The organism is Stenotrophomonas sp. FW305-C-20-S1 (assembly GCF_058783335.1).
The window spans coordinates 37,026-62,220 of sequence record NZ_JBYTEK010000016.1 but is presented as its reverse complement, the minus strand read 5'-3'; the positions used below and the strand labels follow the sequence as shown (position 1 = coordinate 62,220).

The window sequence follows — 25,195 nt, the reverse complement described above, 5'->3', positions numbered from 1 at the left end:
CTCGATCAGGTGGAAAAGCGGAGGAATCGGAATGAAGCGTGCCCGGTCAGGCCGGCGGAGCGTCATGCGGTGGCGGCCGGAACAGCGGCGAGATCAGCCACACCAGGCCGATGCCGAACAGCAGGGTGAGCCCGAACGCGCGCAGCGCCGGCGTCTGCGAAAGACCCAGCAGGCCGAACGACAGCCAGGTGCTGGCCGCACCCACGCATACCGCCAGCCAGGCGCTGGCATCGCCGCGGTGCTCGATCAGGAAGATGCCGTAGTCGATGCCCATGCCCAGCAGCAGCATCAGCGCCAGCACGTTGAACAGCTGCAGCGGCTGGCCGAACAGGCCGAGCAATCCAAGGGTGAGTGCACCGGCCACCAGGGTCGGTGCGAATACGCGCCAGGCCTGGCGCCGGTAGCGCAGCCACAGGGCGCCGAACACCAGCACGATGCCGACCAGCAGCAGGCCGCCCATCAGCTTGCGGTAGTGGCCCAGCAGCTGCGAGAAATCGGCCGTACGGTCGACCCAGCGCACGCCGTCCAGGCCTTCGGCAGCACCGCGCAGGGTGGCCAGTGCATCGGCACGCGACAGGTCATCGACCATCACCACGCTTATCATCTGCCCGCCCACGTTGCCGACCCACAGGTGGCGGAACGGCTGCGACGCCGGCGAGGCGAGGAAGGCCTCGGCGCTCAGCGGCGCCGCTGCGAATGCGGGGCGCTGCAGGGGCTCGCCCACCGCTTCGCCCACCGCGGCCAGCACGCCGGGTTCCACCCTGGCGGTCAACGCCGCATCGGCCTGCTGCCGTGCGGGCGATGGCAACCAGTCACTGATTGCGCGGTAACCGCCGATGCGCTTGTCGTGGGTCAGTTCACGCAGGCGCGTGGTCAGCGCTTCTTCGCGCTGCAGCAGTTGTGCGGCATCGCTGCCCTGCACCAGGTAGAACTGCGCCGGGCTGGGCATGCCCAGCAACTGGCTGAGACGGATCTGCTGGGCCATCAGCGCCGGCGGCGACGACTGCAGGCTGCGCAGGTCGTCGTTGCTCTGCAGGCGGGCGATGCCGATGACCGACACCAGCGCGGCCACGCCGAGGAAGATCGCCACCGGGCGACGCCCGTGCAGGCGCGGGAAACGCTCCAGCGTGTTGCCCAGCCACTGCGCGAAGCGGGTGGTACGGATCTCGCCACCGTCCAGCCACGGGAACCAGAAGATCACCGTGAGGAAGGCAGCGGCCAGCCCCACCACCGAGAACAGCGCCATCTGCCGCAGGCCGGGGAACGGCGCCAGGCCCAGCGCCAGGTACGCCAGCGCACTGGTCAGCAGCGCCAGCCACAGGCCCGGCAGCAGATGCCGCAGCAGCTTCCAGCGACGGTCGGCCGGCTCGGCCTGGCGCGAAGCGAACCAGTGGATGCCGTAGTCCTCGGCCACGCCAACCAGCGAGGCACCGAACACCAGGGTCAGCACATGCACCTTGTCGAACACCAGCACGGTCACCGCCAGCGCCACGCCACAACCGATCAGCAGCGAGGCGGCAACCAGCAGGATCGGCCGCAGCGAGCGGAACGCCAGCCACACCAGCAGCAGCACCGCCGCCAGCGAGCCCCAGCCGATGGTGTTGATCTCCTGGTTGGCCTGCACGGCAGCCGCTTCGGCATGCAACGGCACGCCGGCATGCAGGATCTCCAGATCCGGCGCAGCGGCCTTGGCCGCCTGTCCGGCACGTTCGAGCAGGCCATCGAGATGACGCTCGCCATCGAGCCTGAAGGCCGAGCCCGGCGTATCGAACTGCAGCGCCGCCCAGTGCTTGCCTTCGGCCTCGAGCAGGCCGTCATCGCCCAGGCGCAGGCCGGAGCCCTGGGCCTGCTGCTGCCACCACTGCGGCCACAGCGACAGCGGATCCTGCCGCCACTCGGTCAACCGCGGCGCGCCCATCGGGCCGTACAGCGCGCCGAGTGCCTGTTCGGCCAACGCACCGGGTTCGGCCTGCTGCAACTGCTCGCGCTGGGCCGGGGTCAGCAGGCGATCGCGGTACGGTGCGTAGAACGCACGCGCCTCATCGAACCAGCCTTCGATCGAACCACTGGGCACCAGCAGCGCGCTGTCGGCATCACTGGCCATCGCCGCGGCGAACGCGGCCTGCGCGCGCTTGGCAGCGGCACCGTCGGTACTGCCGAGCAGCACCACCACCTGCCGCGAGCTGCCATCGGCAATGCGCCGGGTGACGTCGCTGAGCAGGCGGTCGTGCGCGTCCTGCGGCAGCAGGGCGAGGATGTCGGTGTCGATCCGCGACTCCTGGCTCCACAGTCGCCACTGCTGCGCACCCAGCACCAGCAACAGCAGCAGCCAGGCGATGCCCAGCCAGTGCCACCAGCGGCGCAGGCGATCCGGTGCGGCGCTGTCACTCAAAGCGGCGCGCCTCGTCGGCGTTCAACGTGGCCGGCGCTTCGCTCAGCGCAGTGAACTGGATGCGGGTGCGATCCTGGTTGGCTTCGATGATCTCGACCTGGCGCACGTAACGGTCGCCCTGCAACGTCAGCGACTGGAAGGCCTTGGCCAGCATCGCCGACTTCGGCGTCAGCTTCAGGCGCCAGCCCTGCCCTTCACGGGTGGCCTCGACGTTGAACTGGCTGGACAGTGCCTGCACGTCACCGCTCATCAACGCGAACATGATCGCGTTGACCGAGCGCATCGCCGGCTGCTGGCGCGCGTCCAGTTCGACGCGGGTGCTGCCATCGCGCTGGCGGCTGAGGATTCGGTCGGCAGTGACCACCACCTCCGACGGGAACGGCTTGAGCGTGGACCAGATCACGCCGTGCTTGCGCGCGACCACGAACTGGCCCTGCGAACGCAGCGGGTTCTTGAAACCGCTGACCTGCTTTTCCTGGGTGAACTGCCCGCGCAGCACGTCCGGCCGGGCGACGGCCTGGGTGATGGCATCGACGGCGGCATCGGCCGCCTGCACCAGCGGTGCGGCCACCAGCAGCAGCGCGCACAGCAGCACGCGCGGAAGACGAAGGGATCGGTTCACGGGGCAGGCACTCCAAGACGCTGCCACAGCACCGGCGGGCACTGATACAGCATTTCCTTGCTGGCCGCGTCGACCGCGACCTGGATGGTCATTGCGCGGGTCAGCACCTGGCCGCTTTCCGCATCGACGATCTCGTATTCGATCTTCAGCCGGTTCTCCCACTCGACGATGCGCGAGCGCACGCGCAGCGCCTGGCCAAACAGCAACGGCCGCACGTACTTCACCCGCGCGTCGACCACCGGCCACAGGTAGCCCGATTCGAGCATCTGCGGATAGTCGTAGTCGTAGCGCTTCAGCAACGCGCAGCGCGCGATCTCGAAGTACTTGAAGTAGTTGCCATGCCAGACCACGTTCATCGGATCGCAGTCATGGAAAGCAGGGGCCAGCTCGACCTCGCCGACCAGTTCGTTGCCTTCATTCACCGACATACAGCTCCCAGCGTTGCGCGCGGATCTCCACCAGCAGCTCCCGCAGTTCGCGATCCAGCGCGCGGTCTTCTTCGACCAGGGCGATGCGCTGCCCCAGGTCGGCGTACATGTCGGCCAGACTGCCATGCAGCTGCGCGTTCATGCCAACCCGTTCGCGCAGCGCCAGGCCCTGGCGGGCGGCAATCAGCATGGCCGCCACCACCTGTTCAGTCAGTTCGATCACGCGCAGGCAGTCGCGCGCGGCGATGGTGCCCATGCTGACCTTGTCCTGGTTGTGGCATTCGGTGGACCGCGAGAACACCGAGGCCGGCATGGTCTGCTTCAGGGCCTCGGCCGTCCACGCCGAAACGCTGATCTGCAGCGCCTTCAGGCCATGGTTGATCGCCGCGCGCGGGCCGGTGGCCGCCGACAGGTTGGCCGGCAGGCCGTGGTTGTAGCGGGCGTCGACCACCAGCGCCAGCTGCCGGTCGAGCAGGTCGGCGATGTTGGCAACCGTATTCTTCAGCGTGTCCATCGCCAGCGCGATGTGCCCGCCGTAGAAGTGGCCACCGTGCAGGATGCGCTCGCCGTCGGCGTCGATCAGCGGGTTGTCGTTGGCGCTGTTCAGTTCGGTTTCGATCAGCTGGCGCAGGAACGGCAGGGTGTCTTCCAGCACGCCGATCACGTGCGGCGCGCAGCGCAGCGAGTAGCGGTCCTGCAGGCGCTGCTCGTTGCGCGGCGGGCGCTCGCTGTGCAGGTCGCTGCGCAGGCGTGCGGCAATGCGCGACTGCCCCGGGTGCGGCTTGGCGGCGAACAGGGTTTCATCGAAATGGTGCGCGTTGCCATCGCTGGACAGCACGTTGAACGCGGTCAGGCGCGTGGCCATGCGTGCCAGGTAATCGGCGCGCTGCCAGGCCAGGCAGGCCAGGCCGGTCATCACCGCCGTGCCGTTCATGATCGCCAGGCCTTCCTTCGGCCGCAGCTTCAGCGGCGTCATGCCGATCTTCGCCAGCGCGTCGGCAGCCGGCTGTACGCGGCCGTCGTGCAGCACCTCGCGTTCGCCGCACAGCACGGCCGCCACGTACGACAGCGGGGTCAGGTCGCCACTGGCGCCCACCGAGCCTTCGGCCGGAATCAACGGCAGCACATCGTGCTGCAGCAGCGTGGCCAGGCCTTCCAGCAACGGCACGCTGACGCCGGACATGCCGCGCACCAGCGAGGCCAGGCGCGCGGCCAGCACGGCGCGGGTCTCGGCCGGGTCCAGGTAACGGCCCAGGCCGCAGCCATGGTAGGTGTACAGATGGTGCGGCAGCTCGGCGACCAGTGCCGGCGGAATGTTCACCGTGCACGAATCGCCGTAGCCGGTGGTCACGCCATAGATGACGCCATCCTCGCGCAGCAGGCGGTCGAGGAAGTCGGCACCACGCTGGATATGTGCGCGGAACGCCGGCACATCGCTCAGCGCGGCCTCGCACTTGCGCTGGGCCAGGGCGACCACGTCTTCGATGGTCAGCGGTGCATCGCCGAAACGGCACACGGGTACGGCGTCAATCGTCATGAGGAGCCTGATCCCAGAAGGGGAAGAAATTGAACCAGTCCAGCGGGGACTGGATGACCTGGAGTTCCAGCCAGCGCGCGAAGCGCTGCGCCTGTTCGGCCAGTGCGGCATCGCGTGAACCGCGCGGCAGCACCACGCGGTCGGCGAACTGTTCGAATGCCACCCGATAGCCGTCGCCCTGGTGCAGGCACGACATCGTGTAGACCGGGCAGCCGAGCGCGGCCGCCAGCACGTAGGCGCCGATCGGGAACGGCGCGCGGTGGCCGAGGAAATCAGCCATCACGCTGCGCCCGCCCTGCACCGGCACGCGGTCGCCAACGATGGCGACGAAGCCCCCCGAGGCGACCTTGTCGGCCAGCATCATCGCCGTGGCCGGGCCCATCTCGGTAACCTGCACCAGCTCCACCGCGGCCAGCGGGTCCAGCCGCTGCAACAGCCGGTTGAAGCGCTGCGCGTGCGCGGTATGCACCAGCACGGTGATGCGGAAGCCCGGCACCTGCTCGGCCAGCACCTGGCACAGTTCCAGGCAGCCGATGTGTGCGGTCAGGATCAGGCCGCCTTCCCGGCGCGCGATCCTGCCCAGCACCAGGTCACGCTGCAGGCGGATGCGCTCGGGCGGATAGCGGCCGCCGAGGCCGAGAATCTTGTCCAGCATCGTGTCGGCGAAGCTGAAGAAGTGGCGCAGGCTGTCGCGCCGGGTGGGCGCATGGCCCAGCGCACCGGCATGGGCCTGCAGCCGCTGCAGGTACTGCATCGAGGCCTGGCGACCAACGCGGTTGCCCAGCCAGTGGCAGGCCACGACCGGCCACACGCAGAGGTGGAACGGCCAGCGCCCGAGCCAGCGGTGCACCCAGCACAGGAACAGCACGCCGGCCACCGACGTGGACTCGCCGATGTCGGCCCAGTGCGGGGCGTCGTGCGCGTGGCTCATCTCAGCCCTGCCCCTGCAGGCGGCGCCACAGCAGGCGCGGCGCGCGCCAGAGCATGCCGAAGAACAGCCGGGTATGCATGCGGCTGATGCGCACGTTGTCGCGCCACACATCGAAATGCGAAACGCCGTCGGCGGGATAGGTCACCCGCGTAGCCAGGTGGTCGACCGGTACCTGTCGCCAGTACAGGCGCACCATCACTTCGGTGTCGAAATCCATGCGTCGGCCGATGGTTTCCTCGCCGACCAGGCGCAGCACCGGCGGCAGCGGATACACCCGGAATCCACACATGGTGTCGCGCAGGTGCAGCGACAGCGTGTTGATCCACACCCAGATGTGGGTGGCGTAGCGACCATACAGGCGCGCCTTCGGCACACTGGCATCGTAGGCGGGAATGCCGCAGATCACGGCGTCCGGCCGCGCGCGGGCGGCGTCGATGAAGCGCGGCAGGTCGCCAGTGTCGTGCTGGCCGTCGGCATCGATCTGCAGCACATGGGTATACCCACGACGCTGCGCTTCGGCGAAACCGGCCAGCATCGCACCGCCCTTGCCCTGGTTCACGTCCAGCCGCAGCAGGTCGACACCCGCTCGCTGTGCCAGTTCCCGCAGCACCAGCGCGCAGGACGGCTGCGAGCCATCGTCGACCAGCAGGCAGGGCAGGCCCACAGCCTGCACGCCATCGACGACCGCGCCGATCGCGTGTTCGTGGTCGTACACGGGAATGACCACCAGCGGCGCGAACGCGCCGCCAGCGGTGGCCGGCTCAATGCGCATCGGCGAACACCACCCTGCCGCTGGCGTGCACGCCATGCACCGAGGTGTAGCGGAACGTCAGCACGCCGCGCCCGGTGTCCCACTCCAGGTGCAGGGTCAGCTCGTCGCCGGGGCGGGCCACGCGCTGGAACTTCACTGCATCCATGCGCTGGAAACCAACCGGCAACACGAAGGCCTGGCGGCCGAAGCGCACCGCCCAGTCCAGCTGGGCGACGCCGGGCAGGATCGCCGCCTGCGGGAAGTGGCCCTGGAACGCGCGCAGCGCGGGGTCCAGCGTCATCCGCAGGGTGGCCGCCGCCGCGTCGCGACAGTCCCAGACCGGCACCGGCATCATCGGCTGGAACAACGCCACCAGTGCGGCCTGGGTGACCTTGCCCTGGGCATTGATCGGGAGCGATTCGACCAGGCGCCAGCGCCGCGGGCGGGTGACCGCATCGTGGCCCTGCGCCAACCGCGCACCGAGCCGCTGCCCCAGCGCACGCCGTGCGCCGTCACCGGCACGTGCCAACGCCGGATCGGCCGGCACCACCACGGCCGCCAGCTGCTCGCGCTGGCCCTGCAGCACCAGCACGCGCACGTCCTCGACTTCTGCATCCTCGCGCAGCGCGCGCTCCAGTGCGTCCAGCGAAACGCGGCGTTCTTCGATCTTGACGATGCGATCGGCACGGCCCAGCAGGCGGAAGCGGCCATCGGCCAGTGCTTCCACGCGATCCTGGGTGCGCCACCAGTCCAACGTCTCCAGGTGCGGCGAGGCCACCGCCAGGCAGTCCTCCTCGATCCGCCACTGCACGCCCGGCAACGGCTGCCACGGCGGTGCATCGGTGTCCCAGCGGCGCCAGGCGATGCCACCGGTTTCACTGCTGCCGTAAACCTCGGTGGGCGCCACGCCCAACCACTGGCGGACCTGGCGCGCGGCGTCCTCGGGCAGCGGGCCGCCGGAGGAGAACACCGCACGCAGGCGGCCGTGCAGGCTGGCCCAGTCGAGCTGCTCGGGCAGGCGCTTGAGATGGGCCGGGGTCGCCACCAGCACCGTATCGGTACCGGCCAGCGCGCCCACCAGGTCTTCGTGGAAGAAGCGCCGGGGCTGGATCGCACGACCGGCAGCCAGCGGCCACAGCACGCGGAACAGCAGGCCGTAGATGTGCTGGTGGGACACGGTGCCATGCACCTGGGTACCGTCGAGCTGGGCGCCGAAGGCGGCCTGCAGCGCATCGACTTCGCGTGCCAGCTGGTCCAGCCGCTTGCTGATCGCGCTGGGATGGCCGGTGCTGCCGGAGGTGAACACGCACAGTTCGCAGGCGCGCTCGTCCAGCGGCAGCAGCGCCACGTCGGCGGCGACGCTGTTGGTGGCCTGCAACGGCTGGTAATCCGCCGACAGGTCACCTGCGAAGCCACTCACCTGCGGCTGCAGCGCCTGCAATGTCGCGGGCAGGTTGTCGGCGGCCAGGAACACCCGCTTGCCGGCATGCCAGGCACCGAACAACGCTGCAGCGAAGGCCACGGTGTCATCGAAGTAGAGCGCCCAGTCACGACCTTCGGCAGCGCTGAAAGCGTCATGCCAGGCCAGTACGCGCAGGCGGAAGGCGACATGGTCGAGGGCAGTGCCATCGCAGATACCGATGTCACGACCGGGCTGCGCCGCGATCAGCAGCCGGTCCAGGGCAATCCAGTCAGCCATGCGCGTGCGCTGCCTTGACCCGACGCCGTACCAGCCATTCGCCCCCGAACAACAATCCCATCATCACGTACGCCAACATTCCGTTGTAGAGCATCCAGACCCGGTCCGACGCATACAGCGCGGTGAGCAGGGCGAGACCACCATTGAGAACGAAAAAGCCGCACCACACCTGGGTGACGCGGCGGGTATAGACCACCGCGAACGGTGGCAGGTCCGGCTCCTGCAGGCGCGCCAGGCGTTCCACCAGCGGCGGACCGAAGCGCAGGCTGGTGGCGAACACCGTCAGCATCACCACGTTCACCAGCGCCGGGTACAGCTTCAGCGGCAGGGCCTGGTTGAGCACGGTGGCCAGCCCGGCCAGCAGGCCCGCGCCGGCGGCGGCGGCCCACCACAAGGGCTGGCGGGTGCTCAGCGCGCGCAGCAGGGCCAGCGCGAACAGCAGCAGCGACAGCCAGCGCGGCTCGAAGCGGCCCATCGCCACGTAGACCAGCACCGGATAGGCAAGCGAAATCGCTGCCACCACGACCATGCGTGCCCGTGCCATGGTCGCGGCGTCCGTGCTGCTGTCAGGCAGCGGCCTGACCGGGCAGCAGGCCATGCACGACATCAACGATGTCCTGCACGGTGCGCACGGCCTTGAACGCTTCAGGCTGCAGGTTGCGGCCGAGCAGCGGCTTGAGCTGCACGATCAGGTCCACGGCATCGATGCTGTCGATGTCCAGGTCGTCGTACAGGCGCGATTCCGGGCTGATCCGCGCCGGCTCGATCTCGAAGCTGTCGGTCAGGATGCGGACGATGCGCTCGAACAGTTCATTCTTGGTCATGGCAGTTCCTGGCGCCTTACGACTGGCGGGCGGCGACGAACTCGCCGAGCGCGCGCACGCTGGAGAAATGGCGACGGGTTTCTTCCGAGTCGGCCGAGAGGCTGACACCGTACTTCTTCTGCAGCGCCAGGCCCAGTTCCAGTGCATCGATCGAGTCCAGGCCGAGGCCTTCCACGAACAGAGGCGCGGTCGGATCGATGTCCTCCGGGGTGATGTCCTCCAGTGAAAGCGAGGAAATGATCAATTCCTTGATCTCGTGCTCAAGTGCTTGCACGGGTCGGATCTCCAGACAGGTCGAAATAACGAGTGAGGTGGTCGGTGACGCGACGGGCCGCCAGGGCATCCCCCCTTGGCGAGTCATCTTCGGCCAGGAACGGCGCGATCGGGATATCTTCGCCGATCTGCAGCTGAACGTGAAAACGACGTGAGGGTACACGATACCACTTCTGGCCCTTGGTCAACGTCGGCGGGGTGCAGGTGATGCGCACCGGGGTGATGTCCAGGCGCCCGCGCACGGCGATGTTGGCCGCGCCACGCTGCAGCCGCAACGGCTGCCCCGGCACGCTGCGGGTGCCTTCCGGGAAGATCACCAGGGTGCCGCCGGCGTGCACGGCTGCCGCGCAGTCATCGACCAGCCCAGCGCCGTCGTCATTGGAGATGTAACCGGCGGCACGCACCGGGCCGCGCATGAACGGGTTGCAGGCCACCGCCCGCTTCACAACGCAGTCGGCATTGGGCAGCAGGGCGATCAGGCAGACCACGTCGATCAGGGTCGGGTGGTTGGCCAGCACCAGCAGGCCGTCGCGCTGCAGGCGTTCGCGCCCGTCGACCTGCAGGGTCATCACCCCCAGCCGGCACATCAGCCACACATGGCTGGCGAAGGCGCGCTGGACCAGCCGGCGGGCCCGGCGGCGACGCGCCACCGGGTCGCGCATCAGCAGCAGCACCGGCATCACCAGCACGCCCAGCAACAGACCGCCGACGCCAAACGCGGCGAAGCTGAGGCCGGTGCCGAACACCCGCCAGGCATGATCAAGGCGGCGCAGCGCCTCAGCCACGGCGGCGCCAGGACCAGCGTTGGCCCTGGGTCACGTGCTGCAGCTGCGGATCCCCGGCCAGCAGGAAGCGGTGCAGGTCCAGCGCATGCGGCAGCACGCCCGACGCGGTCGGCTCGGCGTCGCCGGCGACCTGCCAGGACAGCGAAAGATCGCTGCCGCCGGCAGTACCGGCGGGTGCCAGGCGCCAGCACCAGGCGAAGAATGGGTCGGGTTCGTCGGCGAATTCGGCGTAAACGTCGGGTAACGGCGACTCATAGACCACGATCCGCACTTCACTGGCACCATCACCAAGCAGACCGACGGCCTCCAGGCACGCCGCTTCCACCGTCGACTGGCCAGCGGACAACGCCAGGTAGTTGCCCCGGTGGCCGCGGGCGATCGAATACAGCGCGGCGATCGCGTTGTGCACCGACAGGCCGAAGCCGGTGGGCGACAGTGGCTGATCGGCCACCAGCGAGCCCAGCAGGTCCATCGATCGGGCGACATCGCCATGGCGGCTGGCGAACACCAGCGGCACCTGGCTGTCAGCGCCCTGCCCGTCCTCGCACCAGCACGCGGCCTGGATCGCCATGCGGCCCAGGCGTTCGATACGGCGGCGCTGCATGGCCGGAATCTCGGCCAGCGCCGGTGTGTCCTCGCCCTGCGGCAGGAACGGTGCTCCGGCCCAGCCCATCCATTGGCTACGCTCGGTCAGGCCAGGCGCCCAGGCGGCCCAGTCGACAACGGAAAATTCGATCATTACCGGTGATGTTTCGATGGGCGAACGAGAGTCTCGAGCCATTACGGCGACACGCGGCTGCCCCCCATTCCTGCAGCCATGCATCCGTCCAGGACGTCGCCGGCTGCCCCCCTGGCTGCCGGAAAGGAGCGCACGCTAGCACGTCCGACACAGGGATGACATGTTTCACAAAGCACAACGGGGAGCGGTCAGCGACCGCCCCCCGCATGGACCGATCCAGCGAGCCGGTTCAGTGGTAGCCGGCGTCGGCGCGTACCTTGCCGCGGAACACCCGGTAGGACCATGCCGTGTAGCCCAGGATCACCGGCAGCAGCACCACCAGCCCCACCAGGGTGAAGCCCAGCGACGAGGCCGGCGCGGCGGCCTGCCACAGCGTCATCGACGGCGGCAGCAGGTACGGCCACATGCCCAGCACCAGGCCAGCGAAGCCGAGCACGAACAAGGCCAGGCTGAGCAGGAACGGCGGCAGGTCGCGACGCGGATGGGTGGCGCTGCGCCACAGCGCGATGGCCACCGCCAAGGTCAGCAGCGGCACCGGCGACAGCCACCAGAAGTTGCCGTCGCTGAACCAGCGGTCCATCAGCCGCGACTGCAGGAACGGCAGCCAGCTGCTGACCAGGCCCATTGCCGCGATCACCGCCACCACCAGCGGGCGGGTCATCTGCCGGGCCAGCGCCTGCACGCGGCCTTCGGTCTTCAGGATCAGCCAGGTGCTGCCCAGCAGTGCGTAGCCGGCTACCAGCGCGGCACCGGTCAGCATCGCGAACGGGCTGAACCAGCCGAACGCGCCGCCCTGGTACACGCCATCGACCAGCGGCAGGCCCTGCACCAGCGTGCCGAGGATCACGCCCTGGGCGAACGTGGCCAGCAGCGAACCGAGGCCGAACGCCACGCTCCACAGCCGCCGTGAACGGTGCGCCTTGAAACGGAACTCGAAGGCCACGCCACGGAACACCAGCGCCACCACCAGCAGCAGCACCGGCAGGTACAGCGCCGACAGCAGTACGGCATACGCCTTCGGGAAGGCGGCCATCAGGCCAGCGCCGCCGAGCACCAGCCAGGTCTCGTTGCCGTCCCAGATCGGCGCGGCGGTGTTCATCATCAGGTCCAGCTGTTCCTCGTCCTCGGCGAACGGGGCGAGGATGCCGATGCCGAGCACGAAGCCGTCCAGCACCACGTACATCAGCACGCCGAAGCCGATCACCGCGAACCATGCCACCGGCAGCCAGGTCATCAGGTCCATGTCAGCGCTCCTCCAGCGGTTCGTCGGCGGCCGACAGCGGCCGCGCCGGGGTGTGGCTGCCATGGTCCAGCGACGGGCCTTCGTCGTACGGCTGCGGGCCGTGGCGCAGGATCTTCACCAGGTACCAGATGCCCCAGCCGAACACGAAGGCATAGCCGATCACATAGACACCCAGCGACAGCGCGGTCATCCATGCACTCTGCGGGCCAACGGCATCGGCGGTACGCAGCACGCCATAGACCACCCACGGCTGCCGCCCCATCTCGGTGACGAACCAGCCCGACAGCAGCGCGATGAAGCCGCTGGGCAGCATCCAGTTCCAGCCACGCAGCAGCCACGGCGAGGCCAGCAGCTTCTTCCGCCACAGCTGGAAGGCCGAGACCCAGGCCAGCACCAGCATCAGCGTGCCCAGCCCGACCATGATGCGGAAGGCGAAGAACACCGGCGTCACCGGCGGCCGTTCGCTGGCCGGCACCGACGTCAGCGGATCGAACGTACCGTCCAGGGTGTGGGTGAGGATCACGCTGCCGAGCTTGGGAATGGCGACCTCGAAATCGTTGCGCTCCTCCTTCTCGTTGGGCAGCGCGAACACCACCAGCGGCACACCCTCGCCCTCCTTGGTCTCATGCCAGTGCGCTTCCATCGCCGCGATCTTCATCGGCTGGTGCTTGAGCGTGTTCAGGCCATGCATGTCGCCGACGAAGATCTGCACCGGCACGGTCAGCGCCGCGAACGCCACCGCCGCGATCAACATCCGCCGCCCCGCTTCCACGTGCGTTCCCCTGCGCAGATACCATGCGCCCACACCACCGATCACGAAACAGGTGGTGATGAACGAACCCAGCGCCATGTGCGCCAGCCGGTATGGGAAGGACGGGTTGAACACCACCTGCCACCAGTCGACGGGGTGCACGACGCCGTTGACCATCTCGTAGCCGGCCGGCGTATGCAGCCAGCTGTTGGACGAGAGGATCCAGAAGGTAGAGAACAGCGTGCCCAGCGCCACCATGCAGGTGGACAGGAAATGCAGGCGCGGCGACACCCGGCCCCAGCCGAACATCATCACGCCGAGGAAGCTGGCTTCGAGGAAGAACGCGGTCAGCACTTCGTAGGTCAGCAGCGGTCCGATGACCGTACCGGCCACTTCGCTCAGCCGCGGCCAGTTGGTGCCGAACTGGAAGGCCATGACGATGCCGCTGACCACGCCCATGCCGAAGGACACCGCGAAGATCTTCTGCCAGAAGAAATACAGCTCGCGCCAGACGGGCAATTTCGTGCGCAGCCAGCGCCATTCGATGAAGGCCAGCCAGCTGGCCGTGCCGATGGTGAAGGCCGGGAACAGTACGTGGAAACTGATGACGAATCCGAACTGGATCCGCGACAACAACAACGCGTCCAAGGGACGCCTCCGGCGGGGGCTCTGAGAAATTCAGACCAGTTTGGGTAGAGTTCTGTGAAAGGAACATGCGACCCGGTGACGCGCTGCATCAATCGGTCGCAGGGGGACATTTGCATCTGACATCTGAAGCCGCGCTCAGAGGCCGGGACCGATGAAGGCTATCTTAGTGCGTGCGCCCCGCGTGACCTACAATGTCGGCAGTCGAACTGCGGACCAAATACAAATAAATTAGCGTGCAAAGCACACTAATTTGCTTTTAATTTGTCACGTGGGCTTCTACAATTCGGGCGAACTTATCTGATTGAAGGGCTGACGCGTGGATTACACCGAGTTCAAGCGCCAGCTTGGCAAGGCCAACGTGTCTGTCCGTGGTTTTGCCGAGCTTCTGGGCAAGCACCCGAATTCGATCACCAATCGCTCCAAGTCCGTTGTCCCACAACATCTGGCAGTCATTGCAACATTGATGGCGTCGATGGCTGAACACGGCGTGGATTTCGAGCAGCCGTTGTTGAGAGTGAGAGGTCCCCGCATGAAGGCTCGAGGGGCCTTTGGTAAGCGGGCAACCTCAAAAGAAGCAGTAGAAGGAGAAGGTTTGTGAAGGCAGCACCGGTGAGCGTGGACTGGATCGACTCAAAAGGCGACCCCCTGCAGCGATACGAGGCATGCTTGGCGATGGCCAAGGGCTATGCTGGCTCCAAGAGGACCGATCGTACCCGACTCTCTCACGCCAAGTCGTTCTGCGCTGCCGTCGTAGGTGCCTACTGGAACGCGGTATGCAAACGGCACAGCGCGTCGCTTTGCGTGAAAGCCCTTGAAGCAGAGGAAATATCCCTCCCCTCTGACGTTCAAAGAGTTGCGGAAGGGGCTGGTAAGTTGATATCAGAGTTCCCAGTCGAGGACGCAGGCTTTCTTATCGGTAACGTCTACACTGCGATGATTCCCGCCGCTCGACGCTCCGCACTCGGGGCCTTCTACACCCCGCCACCGCTAGTAAAGCGACTTCTTGACATGGCGGAGGCATCTGGATTCGACTTCTCGGCAGGCAAGGTAATTGACCCAGCCTGTGGGGGTGGAGCATTTCTGGTACCAATTGCACACCGGATGCTTGAAAAACTTGAACAAACCCAGCCGACCTGGAAGCTTCGCCAAATCGAGAATCGGCTCCGCGGCAGCGAGATCGACTCGTTTGCGGCTTGGATCGCTCACGTGGTGCTTGAAGCTTCTGTTCTGCCCCTATGCATTGCAGCCAAGAGGCGACTAGCCGATGTGATCACCGTCGAGGACTCACTGCGGTCCTCGACGGAATCAACGTATGACTTGGTGGTTGGCAATCCCCCATATGGTCGAGTATCGCTAAGCAAAGGCATGCGAGTGAAGTATGCAAGGTCTCTTTTTGGGCATGCGAATCTCTACGGCTTGTTCACCGATCTAGGAGTCAGGCTTGCCAAGAGAGGGGGCTTCGTTTGCTACGTCACGCCAACTTCTTTTCTAGGAGGCCAGTATTTCAAGGCGCTACGAGACCTCTTGATAAGTAAATCTCCTCCAGTGGCGATTGACATAGTCTCAGATAGATTGGGCGTTTTTGACGATGTTCTTCAGGAGACGATGCTTGCCGTCTTCAAGAAAAGAACCGTGCCTGCATCTAGTAGTTCCGTACAGGTTTCAGCGCTGATACCACAAGGCCTCAACTCTTCCCTATCTGAACCAGTTGGTCGCGTTTCAGTCAGAGCATCAGGCGCACCTTGGATGCTTCCTCGAACATCCGAAGACGCTGCATTCTTGTCAGAGATTGCCAACATGCCAACGCGGCTTTCCAGCTTGTTCTATTGCGTATCCACCGGACCCTTGGTGTGGAATCGTCACAAAGAACAGCTTCGAACCGAGCGCTCCTCCGTCAGCCTCCCGCTGATCTGGGCGGAGTCTGTTTCAGCTGAGAAGTTCTCCTTCCGGGCAGACAAGCGGAACCATGTCCCTTTCATCGATATCAACGTCGATCAGCCACATCTCGTAACTCGGGAAACGTGCGTCCTGGTGCAGAGAACGACTTCGAAGGAGCAAGGGCGGCGTCTCGTATGCTCGGTTCTTCCAGACTCGTTCCTGCAGGAGCACGGCGGTGCCGTGATCGAAAATCACCTGAACATGATCTATGTGCCAACATCAGGTGTTTCCAAGATCGCACCGACTACAATCTCTGCACTATTTAATACTTCGACAGTTGATCGAGCGTTTCGATGCATCAGCGGGAGTGTTGCAGTTTCCGCATACGAGCTAAACGCACTCCCCTTGCCCACACTTCATCAGTTGCTGGAGTTGCAATCTAATCTGGAGGCAATGGCATCCAAAGAAGATGTTGAGAAGCTTGTCGCTTCCTACTATGGAATTAATTGATTGGACTCCTTCATGCTTCCCTCGATATCACTTATTTCAGAGCGACTGCAGGCCATATTCCCGGACGGAACGGAGAACAGGAACTATGTCACCCGCGAAATGGCTGCTCGAGCGATCTATGTAATGTTCTACACCACCGCAATTGAGGGCACCGATCGCTGGGTAAGGCCCAGTCAGATAACAGGAATGTCCGACACCCAATCCGATCTGATCGACTATGAAAGCAGGGAAGCCTGGACGCTTAGGTCACTGACGCAGAAGAACTGGCGTCCAGCCGATGCATGGTATGCGGAGAATAGTCGCGAGCCGGTGCGCGACGAGACACTCAGGAATGGACTTGTTCCTTTTCGAGCTGTCATTGAAAGGCCTGGCATTGCTACGACCTCCTCCAAACCAAAGTACGCTTTGGAAAGGGAATTCTCTGAGCTGTTTGATCAAGCATTGGTCGGCGAGGCGCTGACTAAGGCAATTGGGAGCTGGCAATCAACCCATCTCTCAAAGGCAGCTGTGAGCCGTCTTCTGCTGGTGAAACGCGGAGCCAAGATCTCATCCGACGCAGTGGCTGTTCGGCTTCCGAACGGAGAGCTTCGCTCACTCAGCCCAGGTCCATCTAGCGGCATTACCAAGGCAGTTATCGAAGGGTTTGCAGCGCGATTCCTGGTTGAACCAATCGTTCTGTGGCTCTCCGAATCAGGAAGAAAGGTGGTGACTCAGGACGATGCCCTAGCACGAGAGCTACGACTGACAATTGACTCCTCCAAGGCCCTTCCAGACATCATTCTCGTGGACCTTGGCTCTGATCCCGGCGGCTCAGATATGCTGGTCATGTTCGTCGAGGTTGTCGCCACAGACGGTCCGATCAACCGGGAGAGGAAAAACTCCTTGACCAAACTAGCCAAGGAAGCCGGTTTTGACGAGAACCATCTGGCGTTCCTAACGGCATTCTCAGACCGCTCATCATCGGCATTCAGGAAATGCATCACCGACCTAGCCTTAAACTCCTATGCTTGGTGTGCCTCCGAGCCAGACAACATCATAGAGTTTCGAGAGCGAGGAGCCGCTAGCCCCCTGAATCGCGAAGGGATATGATCGGTAGTTGTTGGCAAGGAGTGACAGGGGGCATCCAGTGGTCGATGAGAAGTGGAAGAAGCAGGCACTCGAAGCGGTGCAAAAGGTTGCTGAGAAGGAGGCTGAGTTTACGGCTGATGACGTCTGGGCTACCGGCTTGAAGAAACCAGGCGAAGCTCGGGTCCTTGGCCCAATTATGAGCAAAGCTAAGCGAAACGGCTGGATTGAAGACTCTGGCCGCCACACTGACACAAAGCAATCGGCAAGCCACAGTGCCCCGATCAGAATTTGGTCTTCCAAGATACAAAAGAAGGGGAAATAGCTCCGTTCTTTGTGCTCGGGCTTTTTTTGCCGGATTTCCGGGTATCCAAGCCGGGCGGCTGGTCGCGCGAGGCAATTTTGATGCCCATGACCTGTGGCCCCTGCCCGGGGCCGGGACGGCTGCTACGCTTGCCCGGTTTCCTCTTCTGGTGCTGTCCGCCCATGTCCCGAGTGCTGCCCCTGTCCCTCCTGCTGTCTGCCGTGCTGGCCGCTCCGGCCGCGCAGGCTGCGCCGACACCGATCACCATCGAACAGGCCATGGCCGACCCGGACTGGATCGGTCCGCCGGTGGAGAAGGCCTGGTGGTCGTGGAACAGCCAGCAGGTGGAGTACCAGCTCAAGCGCAACGGCAGCCCGGTGCGCGACACCTTCCGCCAGCCGATCGCCGGTGGCGTGGCCGCGCAGGTGGCCGATGACCAGCGCGGCAGCCTGGACGTGGCCGATCCGGTGTACGACCGCAGCCGCACGCGCAGCGCGTTCGTGCGCAACGGCGACGTGTTCGTGCGCGACCTGCGCAGCGGCGCACTGACCCAGCTGACCCGCAGCAACGAGCGCGCCAGCGGCGTGAACTTCGCCGCCGACAATGGCGTGATCTGGCGCGTCGGCCAGAACTGGTTCCACTGGACCGCGGCTAGCGGCGTGCAGCAGGTGGCCAGCCTGAAGGCCGACAAGGATCCCAGCACGCCGCCGAAGGCCGACGTGCTGCGCGACCAGCAGCTGCGCACGCTGGAAACCCTGCGCCGCGACCGCGAACAGCGCGAGGCGCTGAAGGACCAGGACCAGCGCTGGCGCCAGGCCGACCCGACCCGCGCACCGGGTCCGGTATTCCTGGGTGCCGACGTGGAGATCGTCGACAGCGTGCTGTCGCCGGACCTGGGCCACCTGATCGTGACCACCAAGCCGAAGGACTTCGATGACGGCCGCGGCGGCAAGATGCCGCTGTACGTGACCGAGTCGGGCTATGAGGAAACCGAGGACACCCGTCAGCGCGTCGGCCGCAACGGCTTCGAGCCGCACACCCTGTGGTTCGTGGATGTACGCAGCGGCAAGGCCGAGAAGCTGTCGCTGTCCAGCCTGCCGGGCATCGGCACCGATCCGCTGGCCGAGCTGCGCCGCAAGGCCGGCAAGGACGCACTGAAGGGCGACCGCAGCGTGCAGGTGATGAGCGACTTCATGGGCGGTGGCATCCGCTGGAGCGCTGACGGCCAGCAGGCCGCGGTGATGCTGCGCGCCAACGACAACAAGGACCGCTGGATCGTCAGCGTTGCTGCCGCCGACGGCCGCGTGCAGAACCGCCACCGGCTGACCGACAACGCCTGGATCAACTGGGGCTTCAACGATTTCGGCTGGATGGCCGATGGCCGCACGCTGTGGCTGCTGTCCGAGGAATCCGGCTTCTCGCACCTGTACACCCAGGCCGGTGGCGGCAAGCCGCAGGCGCTGACCAGCGGCAAGTGGGAAACCTCGGCGCCGGTGCTGTCGGCCGACGGCAAGGGCTTCTACTTCCTGTGCAACCAGCAGGCCCCGCATGACTACGAAGTCTGCGCGGTCGATACCGCTGCCCGCCAGGTGCGCGAGCTGACCAGCCTCAATGGCGTGGAAGATTTCTCGCTGTCGCCGGACGGCCAGCAGCTGCTGGTGCGCTATTCCGGCGCCTACCTGCCGGCGCAGCTGGCGGTGGTGCCGAGTACCGGCACTGGCCAGGCGCGCGTGCTGACCGATACCCGTACCGCCGAGTACAAGGCGCGCCAGTGGATCCAGCCGAAGCTGGTGGCGGTGCCGTCCAAGCATGGCGCCGGCGTGGTCTGGGCCAAGTACTACGAGCCGGAAAACAAGGAACCCGGCAAGAAGTACCCGATCGTGATGTTCGTGCACGGTGCCGGCTACCTGCAGAACGTGCACCAGCGCTACCCGGCCTACTTCCGCGAGCAGATGTTCCACAACCTGCTGGTGCAGAAGGGCTACATCGTGCTGGACATGGACTACCGCGGCAGCGAAGGCTATGGCCGCGACTGGCGCACGGCGATCTACCGCAACATGGGCCACCCGGAGCTGGAAGACTACAAGGACGGCCTGGACTGGCTGGTCGACACCCAGCAGGGTGACCGTGACCACGCCGGCATCTACGGCGGCTCCTACGGCGGCTTCATGACCTTCATGGCCCTGTTCCGCTCGCCGGGCACGTTCAAGGCCGGCGCCGCGCTGCGCCCGGTGGTCGACTGGCACCAGTACAACCACGGCTACACCAGCAACATCCTCAACACCCCGGACATCGATCCGGAGGCGTACCGCGTGTCCTCGCCGATCGAGTACGCACAGAACCTGCAGGACAACCTGCTGATCGCCCACGGCATGATGGACGACAACGTGTTCTTCCAGGATTCGGTGAACCTGACCCAGCGCCTGATCGAGCTGCACAAGGACAACTGGTCGATCGCGCCGTACCCGGTGGAGCGCCATGGCTACGTGCGTGCCGATTCCTGGCTGGACCAGTACAAGCGCATCCTCAAGCTGTTCGAGCAGAACCTGAAGTGAGTGCTGCCGCGGCCACGATCCACATCGTGGCCGCGGTCATCCTCGATGACCGTGGCCGGGCACTGGTGGTGCGCAAGCACGGTGCCAGCCGCTTCATCCAGCCAGGCGGCAAGCCCGACCCGGGCGAGGCACCCCTGCAGGCACTGGCACGCGAACTGGACGAGGAACTGGGTGTACAGCTGCACACCGCTTCGGCCATCGCACTCGGGAGTTTCGAGGACTGGGCGGTGAACGAGCCCGGCCATCGCGTGCAGGCGCAGGCCTGGCGGGTGTGGATCGAAGGTGAGCCGTGCGCGCGTGCGGAGATCGCCGAACTGGCCTGGGTGCCGCTGCAGCCGCCGCACGGCCAGCCCTTGGCACCCTTGAGTGAACACCATATCCTGCCGGCGGTCGCTGCCCTGGCGACGGCCCGCTGACCCGGCGGGCATCGCTCACCCGGACAACGGATGTCAGCTTCGATTCCCTCGATTCCAGCACCTGCCCCACCGCCACCCAGCAACTGGGTCGGCGCAGTGGCGCAGGGCTCGTTCTGGCTGAGCCTGCTGGTCACCCTCTATTTCCTCGCGCAGGCGCTGATGGCCGCGGTACTGGCCCGTACCGGGTTCTGGACCACGCTGGTGACACTGGCATGGGAACAGCAGCTCGACGGCAGCCTGTGGTGGATGCTGAAACACCCGGCGGCCACCTCGCTGCTGGTTGCCCTGCTCTGCCTGTTCTCGACCCTGGCCAGCTGGGGCCTGTGGCGCGAGCGACGCTGGGGCCTGTGGGCCTATGTGTGGATGCTGGGCCTGAGCGCGCTGGCCAACTTCGTGATCGCCTGGTGGATGGATCGCCTGCTGCTGGTGTTGATCGCGCTCCTTGCCAGCGACCCCACGGCGCAGCATGAGCTGCAGGTGCAGCGTGTGCTGTTCACCCTGACACTGGTCGGCACCTCGGTGCTGTTTGCGGGGCTGCAGGGCTGGCTGGGTTGGCGCCTGCTGCGACCGGACATCCGCGCGCGCTTCCGCTGAACTTCTTCCTGCCTTCCGCACGACAAGGATGTCGCATGCCTGCCCTGCTCCGAATGTTTCTGGTCGTCACCGCGCTGCTGCTGGCCACCCCGCCGGCGCCGGCCGCAGCCTCCGCTTCCACGCCCGCGCCGCTGCGATGTGGCCGGTACGTCAATGCGCAGAATGATGCCGCGCTGGTGATCGACTCACACAACCGGGGCCGTCGCCTGGCGACGGGCTTTGATCTCGAATCGCTGCAGATCGAACGCGATGGCAACGGCCTGGTGCTGGTCAACCTGGATGACGGCGTGGCAACAGCGCTCACTGCCAGTGCTGATGGCAGACGCATCAACGACACGCTGCAGGACTATCAGCTGCGTGCACGGGCGGTCTGCCAGCCGGTGGCCGTGAACGCCGCCGGCAGCTGCCTGGCCGATGCGAACCGCTGCATGGCTCGCCTGCACGCGGCGACGCCGCCGCAGCTGCTGACCGCCTGCCAACAGGGCGTGGGCGCGGCCTGCAGCGGCCTGTTGCTGGGCTACGTGGACGATGCGCTCCTCGCCGCCGCGTCTGCCAAGGGCGTAGCGCTGGCTACCGCCGCACCGGCGCCCTGCACCACCGATGCGGAGCGCGAGGAGGTGCTGACCTGCCGTGATGCCCGTCGTGACGCGTTGGCCGCCGCGGTGGCACAGGCCAGTGGTCAGGCGTTCGCCCGTGGCATCGATCCAGCGTGGGTGGAACTGCCGGCGGCGCAGCGCGACCAGTTGCAGCAGCTGTGCCTGCAGCAGCGCGCTGGCCGCTTCTGCACCGAAGTGGCCGAGCAGCAGTTGAATGCGCGCGATCCGCGGGCGGCCGTGCAGGCGTTGCAGGTGGTCTGCGACAGCGGTCGCGACAGCGCATGCGAACGGGTCGAGCCCCTGCAGGCACTCGGTGCCGCGCTGCGCCTGGTCGATGCGACCGAGCCGCCCTGTGGCCTGTACCGGGCCGACGGCGGCACGATCGATGCGGTTGCGTTCGGCGACGATGGCCACGCGACGATCGGTAGCCAGCGCTCGCAGGTGCGACTGCTGGACGGTGCCATCCATCTGCGCAATGACCACGGCAGCGATCATGTGCTGCGCCTGCTGGCCAATGGCGACCTGCTGGGCATGGATGCCTGGACCGGCTACCAGCGTTACCAGCGGCAGCCGGGTGCTGTGCGCTGCAAGGCTGCGCCCACCCGTGATACCGCACCGTCTGCCCGCCGATGATGACCATCGTTCCACGTACCGTTTCTGCAAGGAGTTCCTGCATGCCCCCCTCCACTGCCCACCGCGGCCACCTGTCACGCGGGTGGATCGCCGCGCTGCTGTTGTCGCTCGGCCCGGCAGCATCCGCGCAACCACTGCTGTGCGGCACCTTCAAGGACGCTGACAGCGGCGCCCGGCTGACGGTGGAAAGCCCAGTGCAGGGCTCCCGCCTCATCCCCGGCGCGGCCCCGGAGCCCTACAACCTGGAGCAGCTGGAGGACGTGCTGATGCTGGCCAACCTGGCCACCGGCGACATCGAGGCCCTGCAGATCATCGACGAGGGCCACGCGCTGGCCGGCGAAGAGCGTTACTACACGCTGGAAAGCACGGCGGTCTGCCAGGCGTCGCCGGTGTTCGCAGCGGGCAGCTGCCGCGCCGATATCGCCAGCTGCATGGATGACATGGCAGTGGCCGGACCCGAGCGCTGGCGGCAGTGGTGCCGTGAAGGCGTGCCGGCCGGCTGCAATCGCTTGATCGAGGATTATCGCAGCGACGCCCGCAATGCCCTGGTGCTCGACATCGCCCTGGCCAGCAATCGCGAGGAACCTGCTGAACCTGCGGCATGCCAGCGTGGCCGCACGGACGTCGACGCAGAAGCATGCAGACAGGCCGAAGCGGTGGGCCGGGTCCGTGACGCGGCCTGGGCGTTCTCGGTGGCGCGAAGCATCCCGCGCGACGTGCCGCTACCGGCGGCGCAGCTGGACGAGGTCAGCACGCTGTGCCGCGAGCATCCCAGTGCCAGTTCCTGCCATGCCGCGGCCGTGGCGCTGTGGGCATCGGCGCGCCTGCTGCCGGCCCGCGATGCCCTGCAGCTGGCCTGCAGCATCGGTCGGGACCCGCAGGCCTGCAGCAGCGTCGCCCCCTTGGCCGCACTGAGCAGCGCAGACCTGGTCATCGTGGACGTGGCAAAGCTGCCCTGCGGCCGCTATGCGGCGCAGGGCCACTCCCTGGTGTTCGGCGACGACGCCCAGGTCCAGGTCGATGCGTCCGGCAGGCAGCCGGCGGTCATGCGCGAGGGCGCCATCCGGGTGCGGAACGAGGAAGGTGAGGACCACGTGTTCTGGCAGCTGGCCAATGGCGATCTTGTAGGCAACGACCGTTGGGCCCGCTTCGCCCGCTACCAGCGTGATGGTTCGTCGCCGACCTGCGGGGCGCGCGCCAGCGCAGGCACGGCGCTGCGGTAAAGTACGCGCCATGAACGAATTCGAGCGCGTGCGCGCCTACCTCACCGACCTGCAGGACCGCATCTGTGCAGCGATCGAATCCGCCGATGGCCGGGCACGCTTCCAGGAAGATCTGTGGCAGCGCGCCGAAGGTGGCGGTGGCCGCACCCGCGTGCTGCGCGATGGCGCGGTGTTCGAGCAGGCCGGTATCGGCTTTTCCGATGTGGCGGGCAGTCGCCTGCCGCCGTCGGCTTCGGCCAACCGGCCGGAGCTGGCCGGTGCCTCGTGGCGCGCCACCGGTGTGTCGCTGGTGTTCCACCCACTCAACCCCTACGTGCCGACCACCCACGCCAACGTGCGCTTCTTCCAGGCCCAGCGCGACGGCGAGGTGGTGGCCAGCTGGTTCGGCGGTGGCTTCGACCTGACCCCGTTCTACCCGTTCGACGAGGACATGCAGCACTGGCATCGGGTGGCGCGCGATCTGTGTGCACCGTTCGGTGAAGAGCGCTACGCGGCGCACAAGCGCTGGTGCGATGAGTATTTCTTCCTGCGTCACCGCAATGAGACGCGTGGTGTGGGCGGCCTGTTCTTCGATGATCTGCACGGCGATTTCGAACGCGATTTCGCCTACCTGCGCGCGGTCGGCGATGGCTTCCTCGATGCCTACCTGCCGATCGTGCAGCAGCGCAAGGACACGCCCTACGGCGAACGCGAGCGCGAGTTCCAGCTGTACCGCCGCGGCCGCTACGTGGAGTTCAACCTGGTCTACGACCGTGGCACGCTGTTCGGCCTGCAGAGTGGCGGGCGCAGCGAGAGCATCCTGATGAGCCTGCCGCCGCGGGTGCGTTGGGAGTACGGCTTCAGCCCCGACGAAGGCAGCGCCGAGGCGCGCCTGGCCGATTACCTGGTGCCGCGCGACTGGGTGTGATGTGTGGCGCCCACAGCGGTCGAGCAAGCTCGACCACTACCGGGACCGGGCCGAGGCGACAGGCGGTCGGGCAAGCTCGATATCGACCGCACCCGCTCAATCGTCCTTGCGCTTGGGAATGATGGTGATGTGGCCGTTGGTTTCCAGCAGTGCCAGTTCCACTTCTTCCACGCCGATGCAGCTCTGCTGGCGCATGGCGACATCGAAATCGGCGCGGCTGACCAGCTCGCGCCGCAGCACACTGTCGAAGAGCTTGCCGTTGCGCGCGATCACCACCGGTTCGCCCTCGATCAGCCGTTCCATGCGGCGGCTGCGGGCGGTGATCCAGCCTACGCCATAGTTCAGCAGGATCAGCGTGGCGGCCAGCAGCAGGCCGCCGGCCAGCGAGGTGTCGGTGCCCAGCAGTGCGTTCTGCACCGCGTTGCCCAGCAGCACGATCAGCAGCACGTCGAACGGGGTGACCTGTCCCAGCGCGCGCTTGCCGCTGAGCCGGACCATGCCCAGCACGACTGCGTAGACCACCACCGCGCGCAGGATGAATTCCCACCACGGCATCGCCAAGTCGAACAGATCGGGCATCGCGGGTTTCCCTGCTGGGCGGTGGCCCAGCGTGGCGCAGCAGCGCACAAATAAAAAGCCCCGCTGACCAGGGGGAGGTCAACGGGGCCGGGGAACGGGCGCTTGGGGAGGAGCCCCCGTTCCGAGATCTGCTCCAGGGGATGGGAGAGATCCACGACAGGCATTGCGCCTGTCGGGAGTTATAGAAGCACTCCGAACACTAACGGTTCGTGAAGGGGCCCAATTTAATAAGCACCCATCAGGGAAACATTCATGTTTGAGTCAGAAATATCATGCAAATGAACGAATTCACGGCGTTTTCGGCCTGAATGC

At 66.1% G+C, this 25,195-nt stretch carries 24 protein-coding genes; 9 read left to right on the top strand and 15 right to left on the bottom strand.

Going from position 1 to position 25,195, the window contains the following annotated elements:
- Positions 1–46 precede the first annotated feature (46 nt).
- The 14 genes from AC3WTC_RS10850 to AC3WTC_RS10785 all read right to left on the bottom strand — a co-directional run bounded on the left by AC3WTC_RS10850 (position 47) and on the right by AC3WTC_RS10785 (position 13,623).
- Positions 47–2,392, bottom strand: a complete 2,346-nt coding sequence (locus tag AC3WTC_RS10850) for an MMPL family transporter (protein WP_279208195.1) — start codon at positions 2,390–2,392, stop codon at positions 47–49.
- Positions 2,385–3,014, bottom strand: coding sequence for an outer membrane lipoprotein carrier protein LolA (locus AC3WTC_RS10845; protein ID WP_099785846.1), 630 nt, complete (start codon positions 3,012–3,014; stop codon positions 2,385–2,387). The genes AC3WTC_RS10850 and AC3WTC_RS10845 overlap by 8 nt, the downstream gene beginning before the upstream one ends.
- A complete protein-coding gene (locus AC3WTC_RS10840) occupies positions 3,011–3,442 on the bottom strand; it encodes an acyl-CoA thioesterase (protein WP_492711408.1) in 432 nt (143 codons plus the stop codon). The genes AC3WTC_RS10845 and AC3WTC_RS10840 overlap by 4 nt, the downstream gene beginning before the upstream one ends.
- On the bottom strand, positions 3,429–4,979 hold the full coding sequence (locus AC3WTC_RS10835; protein WP_481446406.1) for an HAL/PAL/TAL family ammonia-lyase: 1,551 nt from the start codon (positions 4,977–4,979) through the stop codon (positions 3,429–3,431). The genes AC3WTC_RS10840 and AC3WTC_RS10835 overlap by 14 nt, the downstream gene beginning before the upstream one ends.
- Positions 4,969–5,910: a lysophospholipid acyltransferase family protein gene (locus tag AC3WTC_RS10830; RefSeq protein WP_481446407.1), complete on the bottom strand. Its 942-nt coding sequence runs from the start codon at positions 5,908–5,910 to the stop codon at positions 4,969–4,971. The genes AC3WTC_RS10835 and AC3WTC_RS10830 overlap by 11 nt, the downstream gene beginning before the upstream one ends.
- A gap of 1 nt (position 5,911) precedes the next feature.
- A complete protein-coding gene (locus tag AC3WTC_RS10825) occupies positions 5,912–6,682 on the bottom strand; it encodes a glycosyltransferase family 2 protein (RefSeq protein ID WP_223482985.1) in 771 nt (256 codons plus the stop codon).
- The gene (locus tag AC3WTC_RS10820) at positions 6,672–8,360 is read right to left on the bottom strand and encodes an ApeI family dehydratase (RefSeq protein ID WP_492711407.1); all 1,689 of its coding nucleotides are present in this window, start codon (positions 8,358–8,360) and stop codon (positions 6,672–6,674) included. Before AC3WTC_RS10820 ends, AC3WTC_RS10825 begins: the two co-directional genes overlap by 11 nt.
- Positions 8,353–8,904 carry a COG4648 family protein gene (locus AC3WTC_RS10815; protein ID WP_099844437.1) on the bottom strand — a complete coding sequence of 184 codons (552 nt, stop codon included), beginning with the start codon at positions 8,902–8,904 and terminating at the stop codon, positions 8,353–8,355. Before AC3WTC_RS10815 ends, AC3WTC_RS10820 begins: the two co-directional genes overlap by 8 nt.
- A gap of 22 nt (positions 8,905–8,926) precedes the next feature.
- Positions 8,927–9,184 carry an acyl carrier protein gene (locus AC3WTC_RS10810; RefSeq protein WP_025878014.1) on the bottom strand — a complete coding sequence of 86 codons (258 nt, stop codon included), beginning with the start codon at positions 9,182–9,184 and terminating at the stop codon, positions 8,927–8,929.
- A gap of 16 nt (positions 9,185–9,200) precedes the next feature.
- Positions 9,201–9,458: a phosphopantetheine-binding protein gene (locus AC3WTC_RS10805; RefSeq protein WP_005411610.1), complete on the bottom strand. Its 258-nt coding sequence runs from the start codon at positions 9,456–9,458 to the stop codon at positions 9,201–9,203.
- Positions 9,445–10,242, bottom strand: coding sequence for a lysophospholipid acyltransferase family protein (locus AC3WTC_RS10800; RefSeq protein WP_025878020.1), 798 nt, complete (start codon positions 10,240–10,242; stop codon positions 9,445–9,447). Before AC3WTC_RS10800 ends, AC3WTC_RS10805 begins: the two co-directional genes overlap by 14 nt.
- Entirely contained in the window at positions 10,235–10,981 is a 747-nt protein-coding gene (locus AC3WTC_RS10795; RefSeq protein ID WP_492711406.1) for a beta-ketoacyl synthase chain length factor, read from the bottom strand. The genes AC3WTC_RS10800 and AC3WTC_RS10795 overlap by 8 nt, the downstream gene beginning before the upstream one ends.
- A 229-nt stretch (positions 10,982–11,210) precedes the next feature.
- Entirely contained in the window at positions 11,211–12,224 is a 1,014-nt protein-coding gene (gene cydB, locus AC3WTC_RS10790; RefSeq protein ID WP_025878022.1) for a cytochrome d ubiquinol oxidase subunit II, read from the bottom strand.
- Between the two features lies 1 nt (position 12,225).
- A complete protein-coding gene (locus AC3WTC_RS10785) occupies positions 12,226–13,623 on the bottom strand; it encodes a cytochrome ubiquinol oxidase subunit I (RefSeq protein WP_280884361.1) in 1,398 nt (465 codons plus the stop codon).
- 316 nt (positions 13,624–13,939) lie between these two features.
- Here AC3WTC_RS10785 and AC3WTC_RS10780 point away from each other — a divergent pair, with 316 nt between their 5' ends.
- The 9 genes from AC3WTC_RS10780 to hemF all read left to right on the top strand — a co-directional run bounded on the left by AC3WTC_RS10780 (position 13,940) and on the right by hemF (position 24,304).
- Positions 13,940–14,221, top strand: a complete 282-nt coding sequence (locus AC3WTC_RS10780; protein WP_492711405.1) for a hypothetical protein — start codon at positions 13,940–13,942, stop codon at positions 14,219–14,221.
- A 203-nt stretch (positions 14,222–14,424) separates the two neighbouring features.
- Positions 14,425–16,011 (top strand): HsdM family class I SAM-dependent methyltransferase, encoded by a 1,587-nt coding sequence (locus AC3WTC_RS10775; protein WP_492711404.1) that lies wholly within the window; start codon positions 14,425–14,427, stop codon positions 16,009–16,011.
- Entirely contained in the window at positions 16,012–17,100 is a 1,089-nt protein-coding gene (locus AC3WTC_RS10770; RefSeq protein ID WP_492711403.1) for a BsuBI/PstI family type II restriction endonuclease, read from the top strand.
- Between the two features lie 462 nt (positions 17,101–17,562).
- On the top strand, positions 17,563–19,935 hold the full coding sequence (locus AC3WTC_RS10765; protein WP_492711402.1) for a S9 family peptidase: 2,373 nt from the start codon (positions 17,563–17,565) through the stop codon (positions 19,933–19,935).
- Entirely contained in the window at positions 19,932–20,351 is a 420-nt protein-coding gene (locus AC3WTC_RS10760; RefSeq protein WP_059065604.1) for an NUDIX hydrolase, read from the top strand. The genes AC3WTC_RS10765 and AC3WTC_RS10760 overlap by 4 nt, the downstream gene beginning before the upstream one ends.
- 30 nt (positions 20,352–20,381) lie before the next feature.
- A complete protein-coding gene (locus AC3WTC_RS10755) occupies positions 20,382–20,945 on the top strand; it encodes a hypothetical protein (protein WP_140225361.1) in 564 nt (187 codons plus the stop codon).
- 35 nt (positions 20,946–20,980) lie between these two features.
- Positions 20,981–22,174: a hypothetical protein gene (locus AC3WTC_RS10750; protein WP_492711401.1), complete on the top strand. Its 1,194-nt coding sequence runs from the start codon at positions 20,981–20,983 to the stop codon at positions 22,172–22,174.
- Between the two features lie 41 nt (positions 22,175–22,215).
- Positions 22,216–23,397: a hypothetical protein gene (locus AC3WTC_RS10745; RefSeq protein ID WP_492711400.1), complete on the top strand. Its 1,182-nt coding sequence runs from the start codon at positions 22,216–22,218 to the stop codon at positions 23,395–23,397.
- A gap of 10 nt (positions 23,398–23,407) precedes the next feature.
- Complete coding sequence (gene hemF / locus AC3WTC_RS10740; protein ID WP_093819539.1) at positions 23,408–24,304, top strand: oxygen-dependent coproporphyrinogen oxidase; 897 nt, start codon at positions 23,408–23,410, stop codon at positions 24,302–24,304.
- Between the two features lie 96 nt (positions 24,305–24,400).
- Here the strand turns inward: hemF and AC3WTC_RS10735 are convergent, their stop codons facing one another.
- Positions 24,401–24,883: a DUF421 domain-containing protein gene (locus tag AC3WTC_RS10735; RefSeq protein ID WP_025878041.1), complete on the bottom strand. Its 483-nt coding sequence runs from the start codon at positions 24,881–24,883 to the stop codon at positions 24,401–24,403.
- Positions 24,884–25,195 lie beyond the last annotated feature (312 nt).